The organism is Pseudomonas sp. 22189, from assembly GCF_052045635.1.
GTDB classification, from domain to species: domain Bacteria; phylum Pseudomonadota; class Gammaproteobacteria; order Pseudomonadales; family Pseudomonadaceae; genus Aquipseudomonas; species Aquipseudomonas parakoreensis.
Window position 1 is genome coordinate 165,251 of the sequence record NZ_JBQEPG010000001.1, and the last position, 17,256, is coordinate 182,506.

Here is a 17,256-nt window from a genome sequence, read left to right on the forward strand (position 1 = left end):
CGTCACTACTGCACCCAGCGCTGCAGAATCTGTTGTAGGTCATTGCGTTTGAACGGCTTCGCCAGGTAATCGTTCATGCCCGCCGAAAGGCAAGTTTCGCGGTCGCCCTGCAAGGCGTTGGCGGTCAGTGCGATGATCGGCACCTCGCCGCGTCCAGGCAGTTGGCGAATCTGCCGGGTCGCCTCATAGCCGTCGATGATCGGCAGCCGGCAGTCCATCAGAATCACTTCGAAATCATTGCCTTCAGCGCTGCGCACCGCCTGCGCGCCATCGGTGGCAACGCTGACAGTAAAGCCGAGGCTGCGCAGCATGGCTTCAATGACCGTCTGGTTGACCGGGTTGTCCTCCACCAGCAGCACATTGCGCCCCTCACCATGCCCATTGCCATTGGCTGCGCGCGGTGCCGCCAGTTGCGGCAGCGACTGCTTATATAAAGCCAGCGGGATTTCCAGAGTGAACACCGAGCCCAGGCCTTCTTCACTTTGCGCGCGCAACGTCCCGCCCATGCGTTCGGCCAGGGTGCGGGCGATCGGCAGGCCGAGGCCGGTGCCGCCATAGCGCCGGGAAATCGAACTGTCGGCCTGCTGGAACGCATTGAACATCAACTCCAGACTTTCCGAGGAGATGCCGATGCCGCTGTCACGCACCGAACAGGTGAACCACAGCAGTTCGTGATCCAGCGCCTGCCATTGCGCTTCGATACTGACCCGGCCACGCTCGGTGAACTTCAAGGCATTGCCCACCAGGTTAACCAGAATCTGCCGGATCCGCGTCGGGTCGCCCTGCACCTGCAACGCGCGCATGTCCTCGGGGATCCGCAGGTTCAGCTCCAGGCCACGCTGCACAGCGCTGTGCTGGAACGACTGGGCACACGCGCCGATCAGGTCGGCGAGGTTGAACGGGATATGCTCAAGCTCCAGCTCCGAGCGTTCGATCCGCGAGAAGTCGAGGATGTCGTTGATGACTTTCAGCAGATGTTCGGTCGACTCCGAAGCGAGCGCCGCGTACTCGATCTGCTCCTCGGTCATGTCCGTGGTTTCCAGCAACTGCAACATGCCCAGCACACCGTTCATGGGCGTACGCAGTTCGTGGCTCATCATCGCCAGGAAATCGGATTTGGCATTGTTGGCCTTTTCCGCTTCTTCGCGGGTCTGGATCAGTTGCGCCATCGCCTGATGCTGTTCGCGGCTGGCCTGTTCCAGTGCCTGGGCGAGGTTGTTGATGTGTTGCGACAGCGCGCCCAATTCAGTGTCGTCGACGATTGGCAGCGGGGTCTTGTAGTCGCCTTGCTGAATCGCCTTGACCGCGTTGCCGATATCGCGGATCGGCGCCGACAGGCTGCCGGCCAGACGCCGCGCCAGCACAAACGTGAAGAGCAGGGCGAACAACGCCAGAATCCCGGCCTTGAACAGAATTTCCTGCTGGCGCTGACTGAAGGCATCGTTGGACAGGCCGACGATCACCCGGCCCAGATAGTCCTCGCTGGTCACGTTATTGCTGGCTTTGGCGTCGTGGAAAAAATCACTGTTGAGGGCGATCCGTTGCAGGCGCACCGGGGCCTGAAACACCTCGACCTGATGCGGTCGGTTGTGCGCATCGGCGGCCTGTTCTACGTAGGCCAGGATCCGGTTGGCGCTGTCCTGTACTTCCAGGAAACGTACGTTTGGTGTGGCCAGGGTCGCTTTGAGCAGGCTTTCCAGCACTTCGTTGTTGCCGGAAATCACTCCGTACTCGGTGGCGGGCGCCAGTTGGTTGGCGATCAGTTGCCCGGTGTGATTGAGCTCCTGCCGCAAATCCTGAATCCGCACGAAGGTAAAGAAACTGATCAGCAGCAGCGTGAGCAGCAGGGCCGGGCCGAGGCTGATCAATTGCGTGCGGGTGTTGATGTCCCAGCGGCGACGCAGATTCATGGGTGGCTTTCTCCTTCAGCCAACTGGCGGGCTACAGACGCATCATCGATTGGCTCGATACCGAGGGAACGAGCGACCTGCACATTACTTGAGACCTTGAAACGATCGGGGTAGAGCGTGCGCGGCCACGTCGCCGGCGGGCGATCGAGCAACTGGTCAAGGATCGCCAGCCAGTCGGGCTGATCGCTGTAAGTGCTGGCGAGGCTGCCGGCACGCACGAACGCAACGTTCGGCCCGATCAGTGCCACTTGCCGGGAGTAACTGCTGAGCAACAGGTTTTTCACGGTTTTCGGGTTGTACAGGTCGGGGTCGTCGAGGCCCAGCAGCACCTCGCTGTTTCTCAGCACGCTTTGCAGCGGGCGACTGTCTTGGGTGTTGTCCCAGCGCTGGCTGACGATTTGCAGATTCAGCGGCGCTGCGGCCTGATGCAGTTCTTTGAGCAGGAATTCGCTGTGTTGGTCGAACAGTACGCCGACCCGGCGCACCTGCGGCAGAATCCGCCGAATCAGTTGCAGTTGCCGCCCCAGCGGCGGGTCGCTCCACAGCAGACTCAAGTGCGGCGGTTGTGCGCCACCCAGGCGTTGCCGCGCTTGCAGTCGGCTGATGCGCAACACCAGCGTCGCCGGCCCCTGAGACTCCTGCAGGCGCCAATCGAGACTGGGCAGATCGAGCAGAATCATCCGCAAATTGCCCGGCAACTTGCCCGGCGCCGGCAGGCTGGCCAGTGGCTGAAACCGCACGTTGTCAGTGGGGCGCAGCTCGCTCAGGGCCTGGACGAAGGCTTGCACCCCGGGGCTTTCTTCGGCACCGGTCAACAGAATATCGGCAGCTTGCACCGCCATGCCGTGCAGCCACGCGGTCAAGAACAGACAGGCACCCGCCAGCCAGTGGCCAAGGGTGGGCGTCTTGTTTGCCGTGGCGTAGCGCACCCTAGAACTCCAGCTCGGCGCTGAAATACAGCACCCGGCGCTCGTCGTAATTGTTGTCGACGAAAGTGGTCGGCTGGTTGTCGAGCCGCTGCTGCAGCACGCCGGCCAGTTGCAGTTGCGCCTTGCCCAGCGGGATGCGTTTGGCGATGCGCGTGTCGACCCGTTCGAAGCGGTAGCCGTTGAGCGCGTTGTCGCCGTAATAGAACAGGGCGCTGTTCCAGCCATGGCCCCAGTCGCGCAGCCAGCCGGCAGAACCGCTGTTGCGCGAGGTGAATTGCTGATCCAGCGGATTGCTCGCCTCGGCATCGACGTAGGCATAAGTGAAGCGCAGGCGATCAATCATGCTCAGGCGCCAGTCGAGCTGGGTTTCGCTGCCGCGAAAGCGCGAGCTGTTGGCGTTGCTGGCGATGTACTGGTTGTTACGCAGCGGCTCGCTGATCATTCCGGTGATTTCGTCGTAGAACAGCTTCACGTCCACGGCCAGCCCCCACTCGGCGAAATAGCCGTTGTAGCCCAACTCGCGCGAGCGAATGTGTTCCTGATCGAGATTGCCCGGGCCACGGGTCTTGACGAAGTAGCGCGCCGAAGACTGGCCATAGGCGGACGGCCGCAGGTTGCTCACCTGATAGCTCCAGTTAACGTTGTTCTCGAACATGTCCGGCGAGCGGATCGCCTCCGAGTACACCGCGCGCAGGCCATGGCGTGGGTTGATCAGGTAGTTGACGGCGAACCGAGGCGTCAGCGAACTGCCGATCAGTTGGGTGTTTTCAAACATGGCGCCGCCCTGCAACAGCCAGTGTTCACTGGCACGCCATTCCAATTGGCCGAACGCACGCCAGGTGGTGTCGTCCAGCGTGCCGTTGAAGTAGGTCTCGGAGTCGGCCCGGTCGTAACGATAGTTCATGCCGCTGACCAGTCGCAGGCTGTCGGACAGGCTGAGGGTGTCCTGCAATTCCAGATCGTAGCGCGACTCGCGGGCGCTTTGGTCGATGTCGCCGCACAGGGTCTGGCTGGCACCGTTGCGCCACTGATCCAGCACTTGATTGGCCAGGGCCATTTCCTGCGGGGTACCCGGCGCGGCGCCAGGGCCGGTGAAGCGGGTGATGTTGCGTGCCAGGCGTTCGGTGTAGTTCGGGTTGAGCTGCCACAGTTGGGTCAGTTGCGGGCTGAACGACACTTCGGCATCGCAGGCGCGCCACACTTGCTGGCGATCCCAGTGCTGCGCCGAGCCTTGTATATAAAGGCTGTGTTCGGGATTGATGTCGAGATTCCAGCGCACCGAGCCGGCGTAATCCTTGGCGATCACGTCGGAATTGTTCCCGGCAGCGGTAATCCCCGAGAACACCGGGCGGTAGGTATAAGGCCGCTGGTTGGTACCGTCCTTTGCATTGACCTGCCAGTCGAGGCTCTGGTTGTCACTCAGAGTCTGGCTGACGGCGAGGCTGAAGCGGTTCAAACGGCGGCTGTCGCGGTAATCGGCGCCGGTGCGGTCGCTGTCGAAGCCATCGTCTTCCTGGCCGGACAGCGACAGGCGCAAGTCGCCGCCGTTCCAGCCCGTACCCTGGCTGGCATAGAAATCGTTGATGCCGCGCTGGCCACGGGTGTACTTCAGGCGTGTGCCGTGGCTGTCTGCCGGGTTGCGGGTGATGATGTTGACCACCGCCATCAGCGCGTTGGCGCCGTAGCTGACCGTGTTCGGCCCACGGAAAACCTCGATCCGCTCGATGTCTTCCATGGCCACCGGAATATCACTCCAGTCCACCGTGGCCAGGCCCGCGCGGTACACCGAGCGGCCATCAATCAGCACCTGCATGCGCCGCGCTTCGCTGGCGTTGGTCCCGTGATAGTTGACCGCCGCCTGATTGCCGCTGATGTTGCCGACCATCATTCCCGGCACCAGCCGCAGCAACTCACTGATATCGCGGGCGCCACTGGCGTTGATCAGTTCACTGTCGAGTACGGTCATGCTCCCCGGCACTTCCGCCGGTGTCTGTTTCAGGCGTGTGGCCGTCAGCACCTGCGGCAGCGTTTCGCTGTCGACAAACAGGTCGTCCGCCTGCAACACCGGGCTGAACAGCAGCGCCAGCAACAGGGACGAACGTGAGGGGGGAGAGCCAAAAGACACGACACAGCCTTGATCACAAAGAATTGGCGCGCATGTTAACCGAGCACAGTGACTTTTCCAGTCACGATGTAGGCATTTTCCTAGGTTTTATTGGTCTTCTTCCTACAAGTGTCGGTAATTGACGCAGGGGCTGGCCGCGCTCCGGTCGCCCCGTATAATGCCGGCATCGCCACTGGTATGGATTAACGGATTGCATATGACTGAACAGCGCCCGATTGCGGTCCTGGGAGGCGGAAGTTTTGGTACCGCCGTGGCCAATCTTTTGGCCGAGAACGGCCATCAAGTCCTGCAGTGGATGCGCGACCCCGAGCAGGCCGAGGCCATCCGGGTCAATCGCGAGAATCCGCGTTACCTCAAAGGCATCAAAATTCTGCCGGGAGTGACTGCGGTCACGGACCTGCAGGCCACCCTCGACGCCTGCGAGCTGTGCTTCGTCGCGCTGCCGTCGAGCGCATTGCGCACGGTGTTGGCCGCCCACGCCGTGCGCTTGAGCGGCAAGATGCTGGTCAGCCTGACCAAGGGCATCGAAGCCCACACCTTCAAACTGATGAGCCAGATCCTCGAAGAGATCGCCCCGCAGGCGCGCATCGGTGTGCTGTCCGGGCCGAACCTGGCGCGTGAGATCGCCGAGCACGCGCTGACCGCCACGGTGGTTGCCAGCGAAGACGAAGAACTCTGCAAAGCGGTACAGGCTGCGTTGCATGGTCGCACTTTCCGCGTTTACGCCAGTGCTGACCGTTTCGGTGTCGAACTGGGCGGCGCGTTGAAGAACGTCTACGCGATCATCGCCGGCATGGCGGTAGCGCTGGAGATGGGCGAGAACACCAAGAGCATGCTAATTACTCGCGCCCTGGCCGAGATGACCCGGTTCGCGGTGAACCAGGGCGCCAACCCGATGACCTTCCTCGGTCTGGCCGGGGTCGGTGATCTGATCGTCACCTGCTCGTCGCCGAAGAGCCGCAACTATCAGGTCGGGTTTGCCCTCGGTCAGGGCTTGAGCCTTGATGAAGCGGTGTCGCGTCTGGGCGAAGTCGCCGAAGGCGTGAACACCCTGAAGGTGCTCAAGGCCAAGTCCCAGGAGGTTGGCGTGTACATGCCGCTGGTCGCCGGGCTGCATGCGATTCTGTTTGAAGGACGCACGCTGGAGCAGGTGATCGGTCTACTGATGCGGGCCGAGCCGAAAACCGACGTCGACTTTATTTCCACCAGCGGTTTCAACTGATTCAACAGGAAGCGAGCCATGAACGATCCGAAAACCGAAGCCAAGTACGAATCCATCCTCCTGCGGGTGTTGTGGATGATCGTCTACGTGCTGGTCTGGCAAGTGGCGCAGTTCATCCTCGGCGCGGTGGTGCTGGTGCAACTGATCTATCGTTTGATTTACGGCGCGCCGAGCGCCAGTCTGATGAACTTCGGCGACAGTCTGAGCCAGTTCCTCGCGCAGATCGGTCGCTTCGGCAGCTTTCACAGCGACCAGAAACCCTGGCCGTTCGCCGACTGGCCGACCCCGCGTGCCCCGGAAGGCGAGGCGCCGCACGCCGTGCCGCCAGCCCCGCATCCGGCCCGCGATGAGGAACCCAAGCTATGAAACTCTGGGTATTGCGTCACGGTGAGGCCGTGCCTTATGGCTCGTGCCCCGACTCCGAACGGGAACTGACCGCACACGGTCGCCAAGAGGCCTTGAGCAGCGCAGCCCGATTGATCGGTCAGCCGCTGACGGCGATTTACGCCAGCCCTTATCTGCGCGCACAACAGACTGCGCAGATCGTTCGCGAGGCTCTGGGTTTCGAGCCGGAGATCCGCACCGTCGATTGGCTGACGCCGGAGAGCGATCCGGACAAGGTCACCGATCAGTTGGTGTCGGTGAGCAATGTGCTGCTGGTCAGCCATAACCCGCTGGTGGGCAATCTGCTCAGCTATCTGCAGCACGGCGCCGGTTATCCGCCGGAGAAGGTCGGCACCGCTGGCCTGGCCGAATTGGAAAGTCCTGAGTTGTTGATTGGCTCGATGACCCTCAACAGCCTCAAGCACCCTTAACAGCAAAAGATCGCAGCCTGCGGCAGCNATTGATCCGTGTAGGAGCTGCCGCAGGCTGCGATCTTTTGATCTTGTTTCTTTTGGTAAAAAATCCAACCAAGCACTTGCTTGGTTGACTACGCTTGCTCCAGACCCAAAAAACAGGAGCGAGTCACATGTCTGCCGCCTTCCGTTTGCCGCTGGACGTGTTCTACGAGCGTGAGGCCCGGCATCCGCGCCAGCGTTTTCTGGTGCAGCCCATTGGCGGCGGGCAGGTCGAGACGCTGACCTGGGCCGATGTCGGCCATCAGGCCCGTTGCGCCGCGCACTGGCTGCGCGCACGGGAATTGCCGCAAGGCAGCCACATTGCACTGATCTCGAAAAACTGCGCGCACTGGATCATTGCCGATCTGGCGATCTGGATGGCCGGACACGTCTCGGTGCCGCTGTATCCCAACCTCACGGCAGACTCGGTGAATCAGGTCCTGACACATTCGGAAAGCGTGCTGGCGATCATCGGCAAGCTCGATGACTGGCCGGGCATGTCTGCCGGGATACCGGCGGGCTTGCCCACCATCAGCCTGCCGCTGCATCCGCCCGGTGAGTTCGATTTCACCTGGGACGACCTGCAGAAAAGCTCGCCAATCCGTGACGATCCGCGCCCGCCAGGCGGACAACTGGCAACCATCATCTACACCTCCGGCACCACCGGGTTGCCCAAAGGCGTGATGCACAGTTTTGCCAATCTGGGGTTCGCCACGACTCGCGGCACGCAACTGTTCGGGCTTAACGAGCAAGACCGGCTGCTGTCGTACCTGCCGCTGTGCCATGTCGCCGAACGCATGTTCGTTGAGCTGGCCTCGATCTACACCGGGCAGACCGTGTTCTTCGCCGAAAGCCTCGACACCTTCATCACCGATCTGCAGCGGGCGCGGCCCACGGCGATGTTCGGGGTGCCGCGCATCTGGACCAAATTCCAGATGGGCGTGTACGGCAAGATCCCGGCCAAGCGCCTGGATTTCCTGCTTGGCCTGCCATTTATTGGCAAGCGGGTCGGGCACAAGGTGTTGGCCGGGTTGGGCCTTGATGCCTTGCGCGTTGCCCTGTCCGGTGCGGNCAGACCCTGCTCAGCTGGTATCGGAAACTCGGCCTCGATGTGCTGGAGGTGTATGGCATGACCGAGAGTTGCGGCTATTCGCACATCTGTCTGCCGGGTCAGTACAAGCAAGGCTGGATCGGCAAGCCGTGCCCGGAGGTCGAGGTGCGGATCGACGAGTCCGGTGAGGTACAGGTGCGCAGTCAGGCGAACATGCTTGGCTATTTCAAGGAGCCGCAGAAAACCGCCGAGACCCTCACCGAGGACGGCTTCCTGCGTACTGGTGACAAGGGCGAACAGGATGCCGAGGGGCGTTTGCGCCTGACCGGCCGGCTCAAGGAAATCTTCAAGACCAGCAAAGGCAAATACGTGGCCCCGGCGCCGATTGAAAACCGGCTGGCGGTGCATTCGCGGATCGAACAGGTCTGCGTGGTTGGCGATGGCCTGAGTGCGCCGCTGGGCTTGTGCGTGCTGTCGAACGTCAATCAGGAGGAGGCGCGGGCGAGTCTGCATTCGAGCCTGGAGAAGCTGCTCGAAGAGGTCAACGCCGTGCTCGACAAGCACGAGCGCCTGCGCCGACTGGTGGTGGTCAAGGACAGCTGGGCGGTGGAAAACGGCTTTCTCACGCCGACCTTGAAGATCAAGCGCAACGTCATCGAAGACACTTACGGTGCGCGGTTTGAAGAATGGAGCGCGCGCAGCGAGGCGGTGCTGTGGCAGGATTGAGTGACGATCAAAACAACAAAGGAAGCCTGCGATGACCTTGTGGCGCACCACTCCGAACATCGAGCAGTTGAACGCAATCCAGAAAAACACTATCGGCGAAGTGCTGGATATCCGCTTTGAGTCCTTCGACGAAGCGTCGTTGACGGCGAGCATGGTCATCGACCACCGCACCCATCAGCCTTATGGTCTGCTGCACGGCGGCGCTTCGGTGGTGCTGGCGGAAACCGTCGGTTCCATGGCCAGTTACCTGTGCATCGATGCCAGCAAATTCTATTGCGTGGGGCTGGAGATCAATGCCAACCATCTGCGCGGTTTGCGCAGCGGGCGGGTGAACGCAGTGGCTTCGCCAATTCACATCGGTCGCACCACGCATGTCTGGGACATTCGCCTGACCAGCGATGAAGGCAAGGCCAGTTGCGTCTCGCGTTTGACCATGGCGGTGGTGCCGTTGGGTGAGCAGCCGCCGCTGCGGTGACGATCCATAAGATCAAAAGATCGCAGGCTGCGCCAGCTCCTACAGAATGTAAGCGATTCCAATGCAGGAGCTGGCGCAGCCTGCGATCTTTTGCTTTTCACGACATCTCCACCACCCTTTCTGGCAGTTATGGTCATTGCTGCCGATCCCGGTCTTACGGACAATCAACATCACGTTTTCCCGTTCATGGATAAGTCCGCATGTCGCAACCGATCTTTTTCGCCCACGCCAACGGGTTTCCCTCGGGCACCTACGGCAAGTTGTTCGCGGCGCTGGCGCCCGAGTACCGGGTTGCGCATCTGGAGCAGCATGCCCATGACCCGCGTTTCCCGGCGGACGACAACTGGTACAACCTGGTCGACGAACTGATCCACCATTTGCAGCAGCAGGATCAACCGGTGTGGGGCGTCGGCCATTCCTTTGGCGGTGTGTTGCACCTGCACGCGGCGTTGCGTTGCCCTGAGCTGTATCGCGGCGTGGTCATGCTCGACTCGCCGGTGCTGACTCGCACAGACCAGTGGGTGATCCGCGCGGCCAAGCGCTTCGGCTTCATCGACAAACTGACCCCGGCCGGACGTACGTTGGGGCGGCGCGAAGAGTTCGCCGACCTCGACACGGCGCGCAGCTACTTTGCCGGCAAGACCCTGTTTCGCGGTTTCGATCCGGAATGCTTCGATGCCTACCTGCAGCACGGATTGCATACGGTCGGCGACAAGCTGCGTCTGCGCTTTGATCCGGCCACTGAAATCAGCATCTATCGCGGCGTGCCGCACACCAGTCCCGGTCGCACTCGTCAGCTGAAAGTGCCGCTGGCCGTGGTGCGCGGGCACAAGAGCCGGGTGGTCATGCGTCATCACACGCGGTTCGTCGGGCGTCTGCCCCAGGGTGAAGCCCTGAGCATGCCCGGCGGGCACATGTTCCCGCTCGAACGTCCGCAAGACACCGCGCGCCTGCTCAAAGAGCTGTTTACGCGTTGGGAGCGCCGCCAGCAGAAGGACTGCGCATGAGCCCGACCTTCGAAGAAGTGCGCCTGAGCCTGCCGCATATCGAACTGGCGGCGCACTTGTTCGGCCCCGAGGACGGTCTGCCAGTGATCGCCCTGCATGGCTGGCTCGACAATGCCAACAGCTTCGCGCGCCTGGCGCCGAGGCTCAAAGGCCTGCGCATCATTGCCCTGGACATGGCCGGGCATGGGCATTCCGGGCATCGCCCGAACGGCGCCGGTTATGCGCTGTGGGACTACGCCCATGATGTGCTGCAGGTCGCCGAGCAATTGGGCTGGAAACGCTTTGGCCTGCTCGGGCATTCGATGGGCGCTATTGTTTCGCTGGTGCTGGCCGGTTCGTTGCCGGAGCGTATCAGCCACCTGGCGTTGATCGACGGGGTGATTCCGCCTACAGACAAAGGCGAAAACGCTGCCGAGCGTATGGGCATGGCCTTGCAGGCGCAGCTGGACCTGCGCGAGAAGCGCAAACCGGTCTACAACACCCTCGATCGTGCCATCGAAGCCCGGATGAAGGGCTTGGTGGCGGTCAGTCGCGAAGCCGCCGAGCTGCTGGCGCAACGCGGCCTGATGCCAGTGCCCGGCGGTTATACCTGGCGCACTGATAATCGGCTGACTCTGCCATCGCCGTTGCGCCTGACTCAGGAACAGGCGATGGCGTTCGTCCAGCGCATCACCTGTCCGGCGCAACTGGTGGTAGCCGCCGACGGCATGCTGGCCAGACATCCGGAGTTGCTGGAGCGTCTACCCTTTAGCCAGGAACAGCTGGCGGGCGGGCATCATTTGCACCTGAACGATGAGTCCGGTGCCGACCTTGTCGCAGACTGTTTCAATCGCTTCTTCGCCATTCCTTGACTTGCACCGGGCAACTGTCGAGGCTGGGCGGGTTGAAATGGGAGACAAACACGATGGATTTCTATACCGCTGCGACCCCGACCCGCCAAGCCATGCCGATCCGATGAGCCTGACTATGCGGTCACTCAGTCTGTTGGCGCTGTGCTGTTTCAGTCCCGTTCTCTTCGCTGCCGATGTGCCAGGCAGCCAGGATCTGCAGATCGTGCCGCGCCTGGCCGATGCGCAGATTGTCGACTATCGCCCTCCGGTGGAGCTCGAGCGGATCTATCCGCTGGGCTCGATCCGCAAGATCAGCGGCCAGTTGCGCTTCGACGGCCAGGTCACCGCGCGCGGCCAGACCACTTCGGTCACCTACGAATTGCCCCCGGAGCACTCCGCCACCGAAGCCTTCACTGCTGCTCGCGAAGCCCTGCAAAAGCAGGACGCCGAGTTGCTGTTCTGGTGCCAGGCCCGCGACTGTGGCGAAAGCAGCCTGTGGGCCAATGAAGTGTTCGGCAATGCCAAGCTGTACGGTGCCGACGAGCAACAGGCCTATCTGCTGTTGCGTCTGGCCGCACCGAAGGACAACACCTTGGTGGCGCTCTACAGCATCACCCGTGGCAATCGCAAAGCCTACCTGCATGTCGAACAGTTCGAAGCGAGCGCGCCGTTGGGCGAGTTGCTGCCGACCTCGGCCACGCTGTTGCGACAGCTCAAAAGCACCGGCGAACTGGACTTTCCCAAGCTGACCGGAGACCCGGATGACACCTGGCTACGACTGATTTCCCGTGGCTTGAACCTCGACACCACCCAGCGCGTGACGATCGCCGGGCCGAAGGCCGAGGCCTGGCGTCAGGCATTGATCGGTCAGGGCGTGCGCGCGGCGCGGATGGAGGCGGGGAGCGCCGACGGCGCTGGCCTGCGCATTGATCTGTTGCGATAAGCTGCATTGTACGTGCACGCGGGGCGTGTTCGCCTACGCTTTGACCGACTGACTTCTTCGAGACTTTATATGCTCAATAATGATCGGCTGTTGGTGCAGATCCTCCTGCTGGTGCTGTTTGGTGCCAGCCTATGGGTGATGGCGCCGTTCTGGTCGGCGCTGTTCTGGGGGGCGGTGCTGGCGTTCGCCAGTTGGCCGCTGATGCGTCTGTTGACCCGTTGGCTCAATGGCCGCGAATCGCTCGCTGCGGCTATTTTGACCCTCGGCTGGATGCTGCTGGTGGCGGCGCCACTGGTGTGGCTGGGGTTCAACCTGGCCGATCACGTGCGCGATGCCACGGCGTTCATCAAGGATGTACAGGTCGACGGCCTGCCGGAAGCACCGACCTGGCTAGGCAGCGTGCCGCTGGTCGGCGAGCGGCTGGTCGGGGTCTGGTACAGCATCGATCAGCAGGGCGCAGCGCTGATGGTGTCGATCAAGCCGTATCTGGGGCAGGTCGGCAACTGGTTGCTCGCGCGCAGTGCGCAGATCGGCGGCGGGATCCTCGAGCTGACCCTGAGCATTGTCTTCGTGTTCTTTTTCTATCGCGACGGGCCGCGACTGGCGGCGTTTGTGCACGGTCTGCTGGAGCGGCTGATTGGCGAGCGTGCCGGGTATTACATCGAGCTGGTGGCCGGCACCGTGCAGCGGGTGGTCAACGGGGTGATCGGTACGGCGGCGGCGCAGGCGATTCTGGCGTTGATCGGGTTCCTGATTGCCGGCGTTCCGGGGGCGCTGGTGTTGGGGATCGTGACGTTCCTGTTGAGCCTGATTCCAATGGGGCCGCCGTTGGTGTGGATTCCGGCGACGGCCTGGCTGGCGTGGAAGGGCGAGTACGGGATGGCGGTGTTTCTCGGGATCTGGGGCACGTTCATCATCAGTGGCGTGGATAACGTGTTGAAGCCTTATCTGATCAGCCGGGGCGGGAATCTGCCGTTGGTGATTGTGTTGCTTGGGGTATTTGGCGGGTTGATTGCGTTTGGGTTTATCGGGCTGTTTATCGGGCCTACGTTGTTGGCGGTGGCTTATAGTTTGTTGACGGATTGGAGTAAGAGTCAGGCTCGGGTTTAGATTTGGCTGGGTTGGTTTGACTTGGCGGCCTCTGGGCCGACCAGGTTCTTGGGGTTTTGGGTGTTTATCCGTTGCTTCGGGTGTTGCGGCTGGCGGTTTCGCTCTTACAGCGACTCCCTTTGGCAAACGCCCCAAAGGAAGCAAAGGTCTTGGCCCCGGCGTACGGCCCTCGCCTAGGCTCGGGTTCCTTCGTTACGGGATTCATCCGGGGGCATCGCCTCCGGTTTGCTTCGCTGCACCTCCTCTCGATGCGTTTGGCTACGCCAAACGGTCGCTGCGCTCCCACCCCCGGATAAACCCCTCCACTCAGCCTGCCGAAGGGGCCGGCACGGCAAGATCAAGAGCTGCAGCCGAGCTAACGCTCATCCTGTTGAGTGGTGAAAAGCATGTGGTCTGCCTGGACTGCTTTGCTTTTTTGTGGGAGCGAGCTTGCTCGCGAAGGCGGCCTATGGGCCGACCAATTTCCAACAGACCACACCCAATCCACCTGTGGGAGCTGGCTTGCCAGCGATGGCGGCCTGACAGCCGACCAATTTCCAACAGACCGCACCCAGTCCACCTGTGGGAGCTGGCTTGCCAGCGATGGCGGCCTGCGAGCCGACCAATCTCCAACAGACCGCACCCAGTCCACCTGTGGGAGCTGGCTTGCCAGCGAAGGCGGCCTGACAGCCGACCAATTTCCAACAGACCACACCCAATCCACCTGTGGGAGCTGGCTTGCCAGCGATGGCGGCCTGCGAGCCGACCAATCTCCAACAGACCGCACCCAATCCACCTGTGGGAGCTGGCTTGCCAGCGAAGGCGGCCAGACAGCCGACCAATTTCCAACTGAATACACCCAATCCACCTGTGGGAGCTGGCTTGCCAGCGATGGCGGCCTGACAGCCGACCAATTTCCAACAGACCGCACCCATTCCCACTGTGGGAGCGAGCTTGCTCGCGAAGGCGGCCTGACAGCCGACCAATCTCTAACTGATCACACCCAATCCCACGGTCGGAGCCAGCCTGCTGGCGATGAGGCCTCTCAGGCAACCACTCTCTTCTCGCTGTACCCAAATGACCGTTCCCACACCACTGCATGGAAACGATCACTCATCACTACATCAACTCAAGTCGCCACATTCAGGTACTTGCCCACCGGCGCAGCATTGTCCAGCGAATACTGTTTGCTCAAGTTGGCAATCATCCGGTTCAGCGCTTCGCTGGTGGTCTGGGTGCTGGCGGTCCTTTCTTCAGGCGGGCGTTCCCGACCTGCCTGTAGCGCCGCTTTGAGTTCGTCGCTGCTCACGTAGCCGCTGCTGTCGCTGTCCAGCGCTTTGAGCAGTGCGGCGCTGGTGTCGGTGCTGGTCGTTGAGGTGTTGTCGCGGGTCTGTAGCGCGCTGCTCAGTTCGGTGGCGTTGATGCTGCCGTCGCCATCGGCATCCAGTTGGCTGAACAGTTCATCACTGGAAGTTTGCTGCGGTGGCGGTGGCGGTGGTGGCGGGGTGAGGCTGGTGGTGAGTTCGTCCTGGCTGACGGTGCCGTCCTTGTTCTTGTCCAGCGCGGAGAAGATCTGGTTGCTGTCGGCGCTGCTGCCGGCGCTGGTGAGGCCGTTGCTCAGTTCGTCGCTGCTGATGGCGCCGTCGCCATCGGTGTCGAGGGCGCTGATCAGGGCGTCGGCGAGGTCGGTGTTCGGGGCCTGGTCGTTGGGCGGCGGAGGGGGCGCCATGGCGGTCATTTCTTCGGCGCTGAGGCTGCCGCTGGCGTCGCTGTCCAGGTCGCCGAATTGCTTGCTCAGGTTGACCAGCAAACCGTCGTCGGACTTCTGCGACAGGGCGCTTTTCAGTTCGTCCTGGTCCACCGCGCCGTCGCCGTTGCTGTCGAGTTTGGCGAACAGTTGCTTTTGCAGTTGCTGGCTGCGGGCGTTCTGGGTGCTGCTGGTGCTGGTATAGCTCGTGTAGTTGCTGACGCTACCGATCATGGGCTCACTCCTTGGACTGTAAAGCCGGTCGGTGTACCGGCTGGTACAGACTCAAGGAGCTAGTTGTCCTGGGTATTTGGATTTTGTACCGGGTGGTACACAGTCGCGGAAACACCAGAAACCCACAGGGGGACAGGTGTTCTTCTCAGGCGCGCGGCAGGCGGATGATTGCGGTCAGGCCGCCGCCGGGAGTTTCTTCCAGGTTCAACTGCCCGCCCAAACGCTGCGCCGCCTCGCGGGCGATGGTCATGCCCAGGCCGACGCCGCCGGAGTTGCGGTTGCGGGAGCCTTCCAGGCGATAGAAGGGTTCGAACACCGCCTCGCGTTGGTCTTCGGCTATGCCCGGGCCGTGGTCGATCACGCGGATCAGCAGTTGTTCGCGTTGATCCTGCAGTTCGATACGCGCCTGCCCGGCGTAGCGCAGGGCATTGTCCATCAGGTTATTGATGCACGAGCGCAGCGCCATCGGTTGCACCTGCAGCGGCGCGCAATGGCCGCTGACTTCAACGTCTGCGCCTTGATCCTGAGCGTTCTCGCACAACGATTCGACCAGCGCCTGCACGTCCATCAACTGCAGGGCTTCGCTGGTGCGTTGTTCGTGCAGGTAGGTGAGGGTGGCGTCGAGCATGCCGATCATGTCGTTGAGGTCCTGGCGCATCTGGCCTTGCAGTTTTTCGTCGTCGATCTGTTCCAGTCGCAGTTTCAGTCGCGACAGCGGGGTGCGCAGGTCGTGGGAGACGGCGCCGAGCATGCGTGCTCGTTGTTGCACCTGTTCGCGGATGCGTTGTTGCATCAGATTGAAGGTGTGCGCCGCTTGCCGTGCCTCACGCGGTCCGGACTCGTCCAGCGGTGGGCTGTCGAGGTTTTCGCTCAGACGCTCGGCGGCGTCGCTCAGGCGCTGGATCGGTCGGCTGAGCAGTTTGGCGCCGTACCACGCAGCAATCATCAGCGAGATGAACTGGAACGTCAGCGGCACCAGCGGCCCGCCGAACCACGGACGTGGCGGGCGATGGGCGAAACGCGGATCCGGCGGCGGCCGTTGGCCGTCGACGCCCTCGGCAAATTCCGGCGGGGGCGGCGGTGGGGGCGGGCCGTAGTGGTGAAACCAGGCAAAGGCCAGCAGATGCGCCAGGACGATCGCCACGAACAGCATGCCAAACAGGCGGCCGAACAGCGTGTCGAAGCGCCCTCGCATCAGCCGATATCCCGCGCGTCGAACAGGTAACCTTCGCCGCGCACGGTCTTGATCAACTGCGGGGCTTTCGGGTCGTCGCCGAGTTTTTGTCGCAGGCGCGACACCAGCAAATCGATGCTGCGGTCGAACGCTTCGATCGAACGGCCCCGGGCGGCATCCAGCAGTTGTTCGCGGCTGAGTACCCGGCGCGGGCGTTCAATGAACACCCAAAGCAAGCGGAATTCGGCATTGGACAGCGGCACCACCAGACCATCGTCGGCAATCAGCTGACGCAGCACGCTGTTCAGGCGCCAGTTGTCGAAGCGGATGTTGGCCCGCTGTTCGGTGCGGTCATCGCGCACCCGGCGCAGGATGGTCTGGATCCGCGCCACCAGTTCCCGTGGCTCGAACGGTTTGGCCATGTAGTCGTCGGCGCCCAGTTCCAGGCCGATGATACGGTCGGTGGGTTCGCAGCGGGCGGTGAGCATGAGGATCGGGATGTCCGATTCGGCACGCAGCCAGCGGCACAGCGACAGGCCGTCTTCGCCGGGCAGCATCAGGTCGAGCACCACCACGTCGAAATGTTCGGCCTGCATCGCCTGGCGCATGGCTGCGCCGTCGGTGACGCCGCTGGCGTGGATGTTGAAGCGCGCGAGGTAGTCGATCATCAGCTCGCGGATCGGCACATCGTCATCGACGATCAGCGCGCGGATGCTCCAGCGCTTGTCGTCTTTCTGCTCATCAGTCACGGTCGTTTGGGTGTTGTGCATGGGGCTGTTCATCTGCCAGTAGGCCGCCAACCACAAAGATGGGCTGCGAGGTGGTGGTTTCAGCATAGGCGTCCTGCCGTGAGGCGGGAAGTGCTGATGTAAGGACGTGTTGCGGCTGGCGAGGCTAGCGCGGGCGCATGTTGGCGGCGTGTCGGTTGTGTATCGGGTTCGACACAATAGCCGCG

At 62.2% G+C, this 17,256-nt stretch carries 14 protein-coding genes and 1 pseudogene; 9 read left to right on the forward strand and 6 right to left on the reverse strand.

The window, feature by feature from the left end; all coding sequences use genetic code 11:
* Nucleotides 1–5: 5 nt before the first annotated feature.
* Genes ACTJKS_RS00835 through ACTJKS_RS00845 form a run of 3 tightly spaced genes read right to left on the reverse strand, consistent with a single transcriptional unit; the run spans nt 6 to nt 4,964 of the window.
* A complete protein-coding gene (locus ACTJKS_RS00835) occupies nt 6–1,910 on the reverse strand; it encodes a response regulator (RefSeq protein WP_108183518.1) in 1,905 nt (634 codons plus the stop codon).
* Entirely contained in the window at nt 1,907–2,839 is a 933-nt protein-coding gene (locus ACTJKS_RS00840; protein WP_108183517.1) for an ABC transporter substrate-binding protein, read from the reverse strand. The genes ACTJKS_RS00835 and ACTJKS_RS00840 overlap by 4 nt, the downstream gene beginning before the upstream one ends.
* A 1-nt stretch (nt 2,840) precedes the next feature.
* On the reverse strand, nt 2,841–4,964 hold the full coding sequence (locus ACTJKS_RS00845; protein ID WP_108183516.1) for a TonB-dependent receptor plug domain-containing protein: 2,124 nt from the start codon (nt 4,962–4,964) through the stop codon (nt 2,841–2,843).
* Between the two features lie 196 nt (nt 4,965–5,160).
* Here ACTJKS_RS00845 and ACTJKS_RS00850 point away from each other — a divergent pair, with 196 nt between their 5' ends.
* From ACTJKS_RS00850 to ACTJKS_RS00890, 9 genes and pseudogenes are all read left to right on the forward strand, one after another.
* The gene (locus ACTJKS_RS00850; RefSeq protein ID WP_108183515.1) at nt 5,161–6,186 is read left to right on the forward strand and encodes an NAD(P)H-dependent glycerol-3-phosphate dehydrogenase; all 1,026 of its coding nucleotides are present in this window, start codon (nt 5,161–5,163) and stop codon (nt 6,184–6,186) included.
* Nucleotides 6,187–6,204: 18 nt separating this feature from the next.
* Complete coding sequence (locus tag ACTJKS_RS00855) at nt 6,205–6,552, forward strand: DUF4389 domain-containing protein (RefSeq protein ID WP_007968953.1); 348 nt, start codon at nt 6,205–6,207, stop codon at nt 6,550–6,552.
* Nucleotides 6,549–7,001 (forward strand): phosphohistidine phosphatase SixA, encoded by a 453-nt coding sequence (sixA, locus tag ACTJKS_RS00860; protein WP_108183514.1) that lies wholly within the window; start codon nt 6,549–6,551, stop codon nt 6,999–7,001. The genes ACTJKS_RS00855 and sixA overlap by 4 nt, the downstream gene beginning before the upstream one ends.
* A gap of 155 nt (nt 7,002–7,156) precedes the next feature.
* Nucleotides 7,157–8,802 (forward strand): annotated as a pseudogene (locus tag ACTJKS_RS00865) (AMP-binding protein).
* A 31-nt stretch (nt 8,803–8,833) separates the two neighbouring features.
* Entirely contained in the window at nt 8,834–9,277 is a 444-nt protein-coding gene (locus ACTJKS_RS00870) for a hotdog fold thioesterase (protein WP_108183512.1), read from the forward strand.
* Nucleotides 9,278–9,477: 200 nt separating this feature from the next.
* Nucleotides 9,478–10,284, forward strand: a complete 807-nt coding sequence (locus ACTJKS_RS00875) for an alpha/beta fold hydrolase (protein ID WP_108183511.1) — start codon at nt 9,478–9,480, stop codon at nt 10,282–10,284.
* The gene (locus tag ACTJKS_RS00880) at nt 10,281–11,135 is read left to right on the forward strand and encodes an alpha/beta hydrolase (protein WP_108183510.1); all 855 of its coding nucleotides are present in this window, start codon (nt 10,281–10,283) and stop codon (nt 11,133–11,135) included. Before ACTJKS_RS00875 ends, ACTJKS_RS00880 begins: the two co-directional genes overlap by 4 nt.
* A gap of 115 nt (nt 11,136–11,250) precedes the next feature.
* Nucleotides 11,251–12,057 carry a DUF4892 domain-containing protein gene (locus ACTJKS_RS00885; protein WP_108183509.1) on the forward strand — a complete coding sequence of 269 codons (807 nt, stop codon included), beginning with the start codon at nt 11,251–11,253 and terminating at the stop codon, nt 12,055–12,057.
* A gap of 69 nt (nt 12,058–12,126) precedes the next feature.
* Nucleotides 12,127–13,167 carry an AI-2E family transporter gene (locus ACTJKS_RS00890; protein WP_108183508.1) on the forward strand — a complete coding sequence of 347 codons (1,041 nt, stop codon included), beginning with the start codon at nt 12,127–12,129 and terminating at the stop codon, nt 13,165–13,167.
* Nucleotides 13,168–14,275: 1,108 nt separating this feature from the next.
* Here ACTJKS_RS00890 and xopAW read toward each other — a convergent pair.
* From xopAW to ACTJKS_RS00905, 3 genes are all read right to left on the reverse strand, one after another.
* Nucleotides 14,276–15,127, reverse strand: coding sequence for a XopAW family type III secretion system calcium-binding effector (gene xopAW / locus ACTJKS_RS00895; RefSeq protein ID WP_262949601.1), 852 nt, complete (start codon nt 15,125–15,127; stop codon nt 14,276–14,278).
* A gap of 145 nt (nt 15,128–15,272) precedes the next feature.
* Nucleotides 15,273–16,322 (reverse strand): sensor histidine kinase, encoded by a 1,050-nt coding sequence (locus ACTJKS_RS00900; RefSeq protein WP_108183506.1) that lies wholly within the window; start codon nt 16,320–16,322, stop codon nt 15,273–15,275.
* Nucleotides 16,322–17,071 carry a response regulator gene (locus ACTJKS_RS00905; protein WP_041073744.1) on the reverse strand — a complete coding sequence of 250 codons (750 nt, stop codon included), beginning with the start codon at nt 17,069–17,071 and terminating at the stop codon, nt 16,322–16,324. The genes ACTJKS_RS00900 and ACTJKS_RS00905 overlap by 1 nt, the downstream gene beginning before the upstream one ends.
* Between the last annotated feature and the right edge of the window lie 185 nt (nt 17,072–17,256).

Bases quoted from the DNA above. Each gene is read 5' to 3' on its own strand.
- ACTJKS_RS00850 (WP_108183515.1), top strand. From the start codon at position 5,161: ATGACTGAACAGCGCCCGATTGCGGTCCTGGGAGGCGGAAGTTTTGGT.
- ACTJKS_RS00870 (WP_108183512.1), top strand. From the start codon at position 8,834: ATGACCTTGTGGCGCACCACTCCGAACATCGAGCAGTTGAACGCAATC.
- xopAW (WP_262949601.1), bottom strand. From the start codon at position 15,127: ATGATCGGTAGCGTCAGCAACTACACGAGCTATACCAGCACCAGCAGC.
- sixA (WP_108183514.1), top strand. From the start codon at position 6,549: ATGAAACTCTGGGTATTGCGTCACGGTGAGGCCGTGCCTTATGGCTCG.
- ACTJKS_RS00905 (WP_041073744.1), bottom strand. From the start codon at position 17,071: ATGCACAACACCCAAACGACCGTGACTGATGAGCAGAAAGACGACAAG.
- ACTJKS_RS00880 (WP_108183510.1), top strand. From the start codon at position 10,281: ATGAGCCCGACCTTCGAAGAAGTGCGCCTGAGCCTGCCGCATATCGAA.
- ACTJKS_RS00900 (WP_108183506.1), bottom strand. From the start codon at position 16,322: ATGCGAGGGCGCTTCGACACGCTGTTCGGCCGCCTGTTTGGCATGCTG.
- ACTJKS_RS00855 (WP_007968953.1), top strand. From the start codon at position 6,205: ATGAACGATCCGAAAACCGAAGCCAAGTACGAATCCATCCTCCTGCGG.
- ACTJKS_RS00885 (WP_108183509.1), top strand. From the start codon at position 11,251: ATGCGGTCACTCAGTCTGTTGGCGCTGTGCTGTTTCAGTCCCGTTCTC.
- ACTJKS_RS00875 (WP_108183511.1), top strand. From the start codon at position 9,478: ATGTCGCAACCGATCTTTTTCGCCCACGCCAACGGGTTTCCCTCGGGC.
- ACTJKS_RS00890 (WP_108183508.1), top strand. From the start codon at position 12,127: ATGCTCAATAATGATCGGCTGTTGGTGCAGATCCTCCTGCTGGTGCTG.
- ACTJKS_RS00835 (WP_108183518.1), bottom strand. From the start codon at position 1,910: ATGAATCTGCGTCGCCGCTGGGACATCAACACCCGCACGCAATTGATC.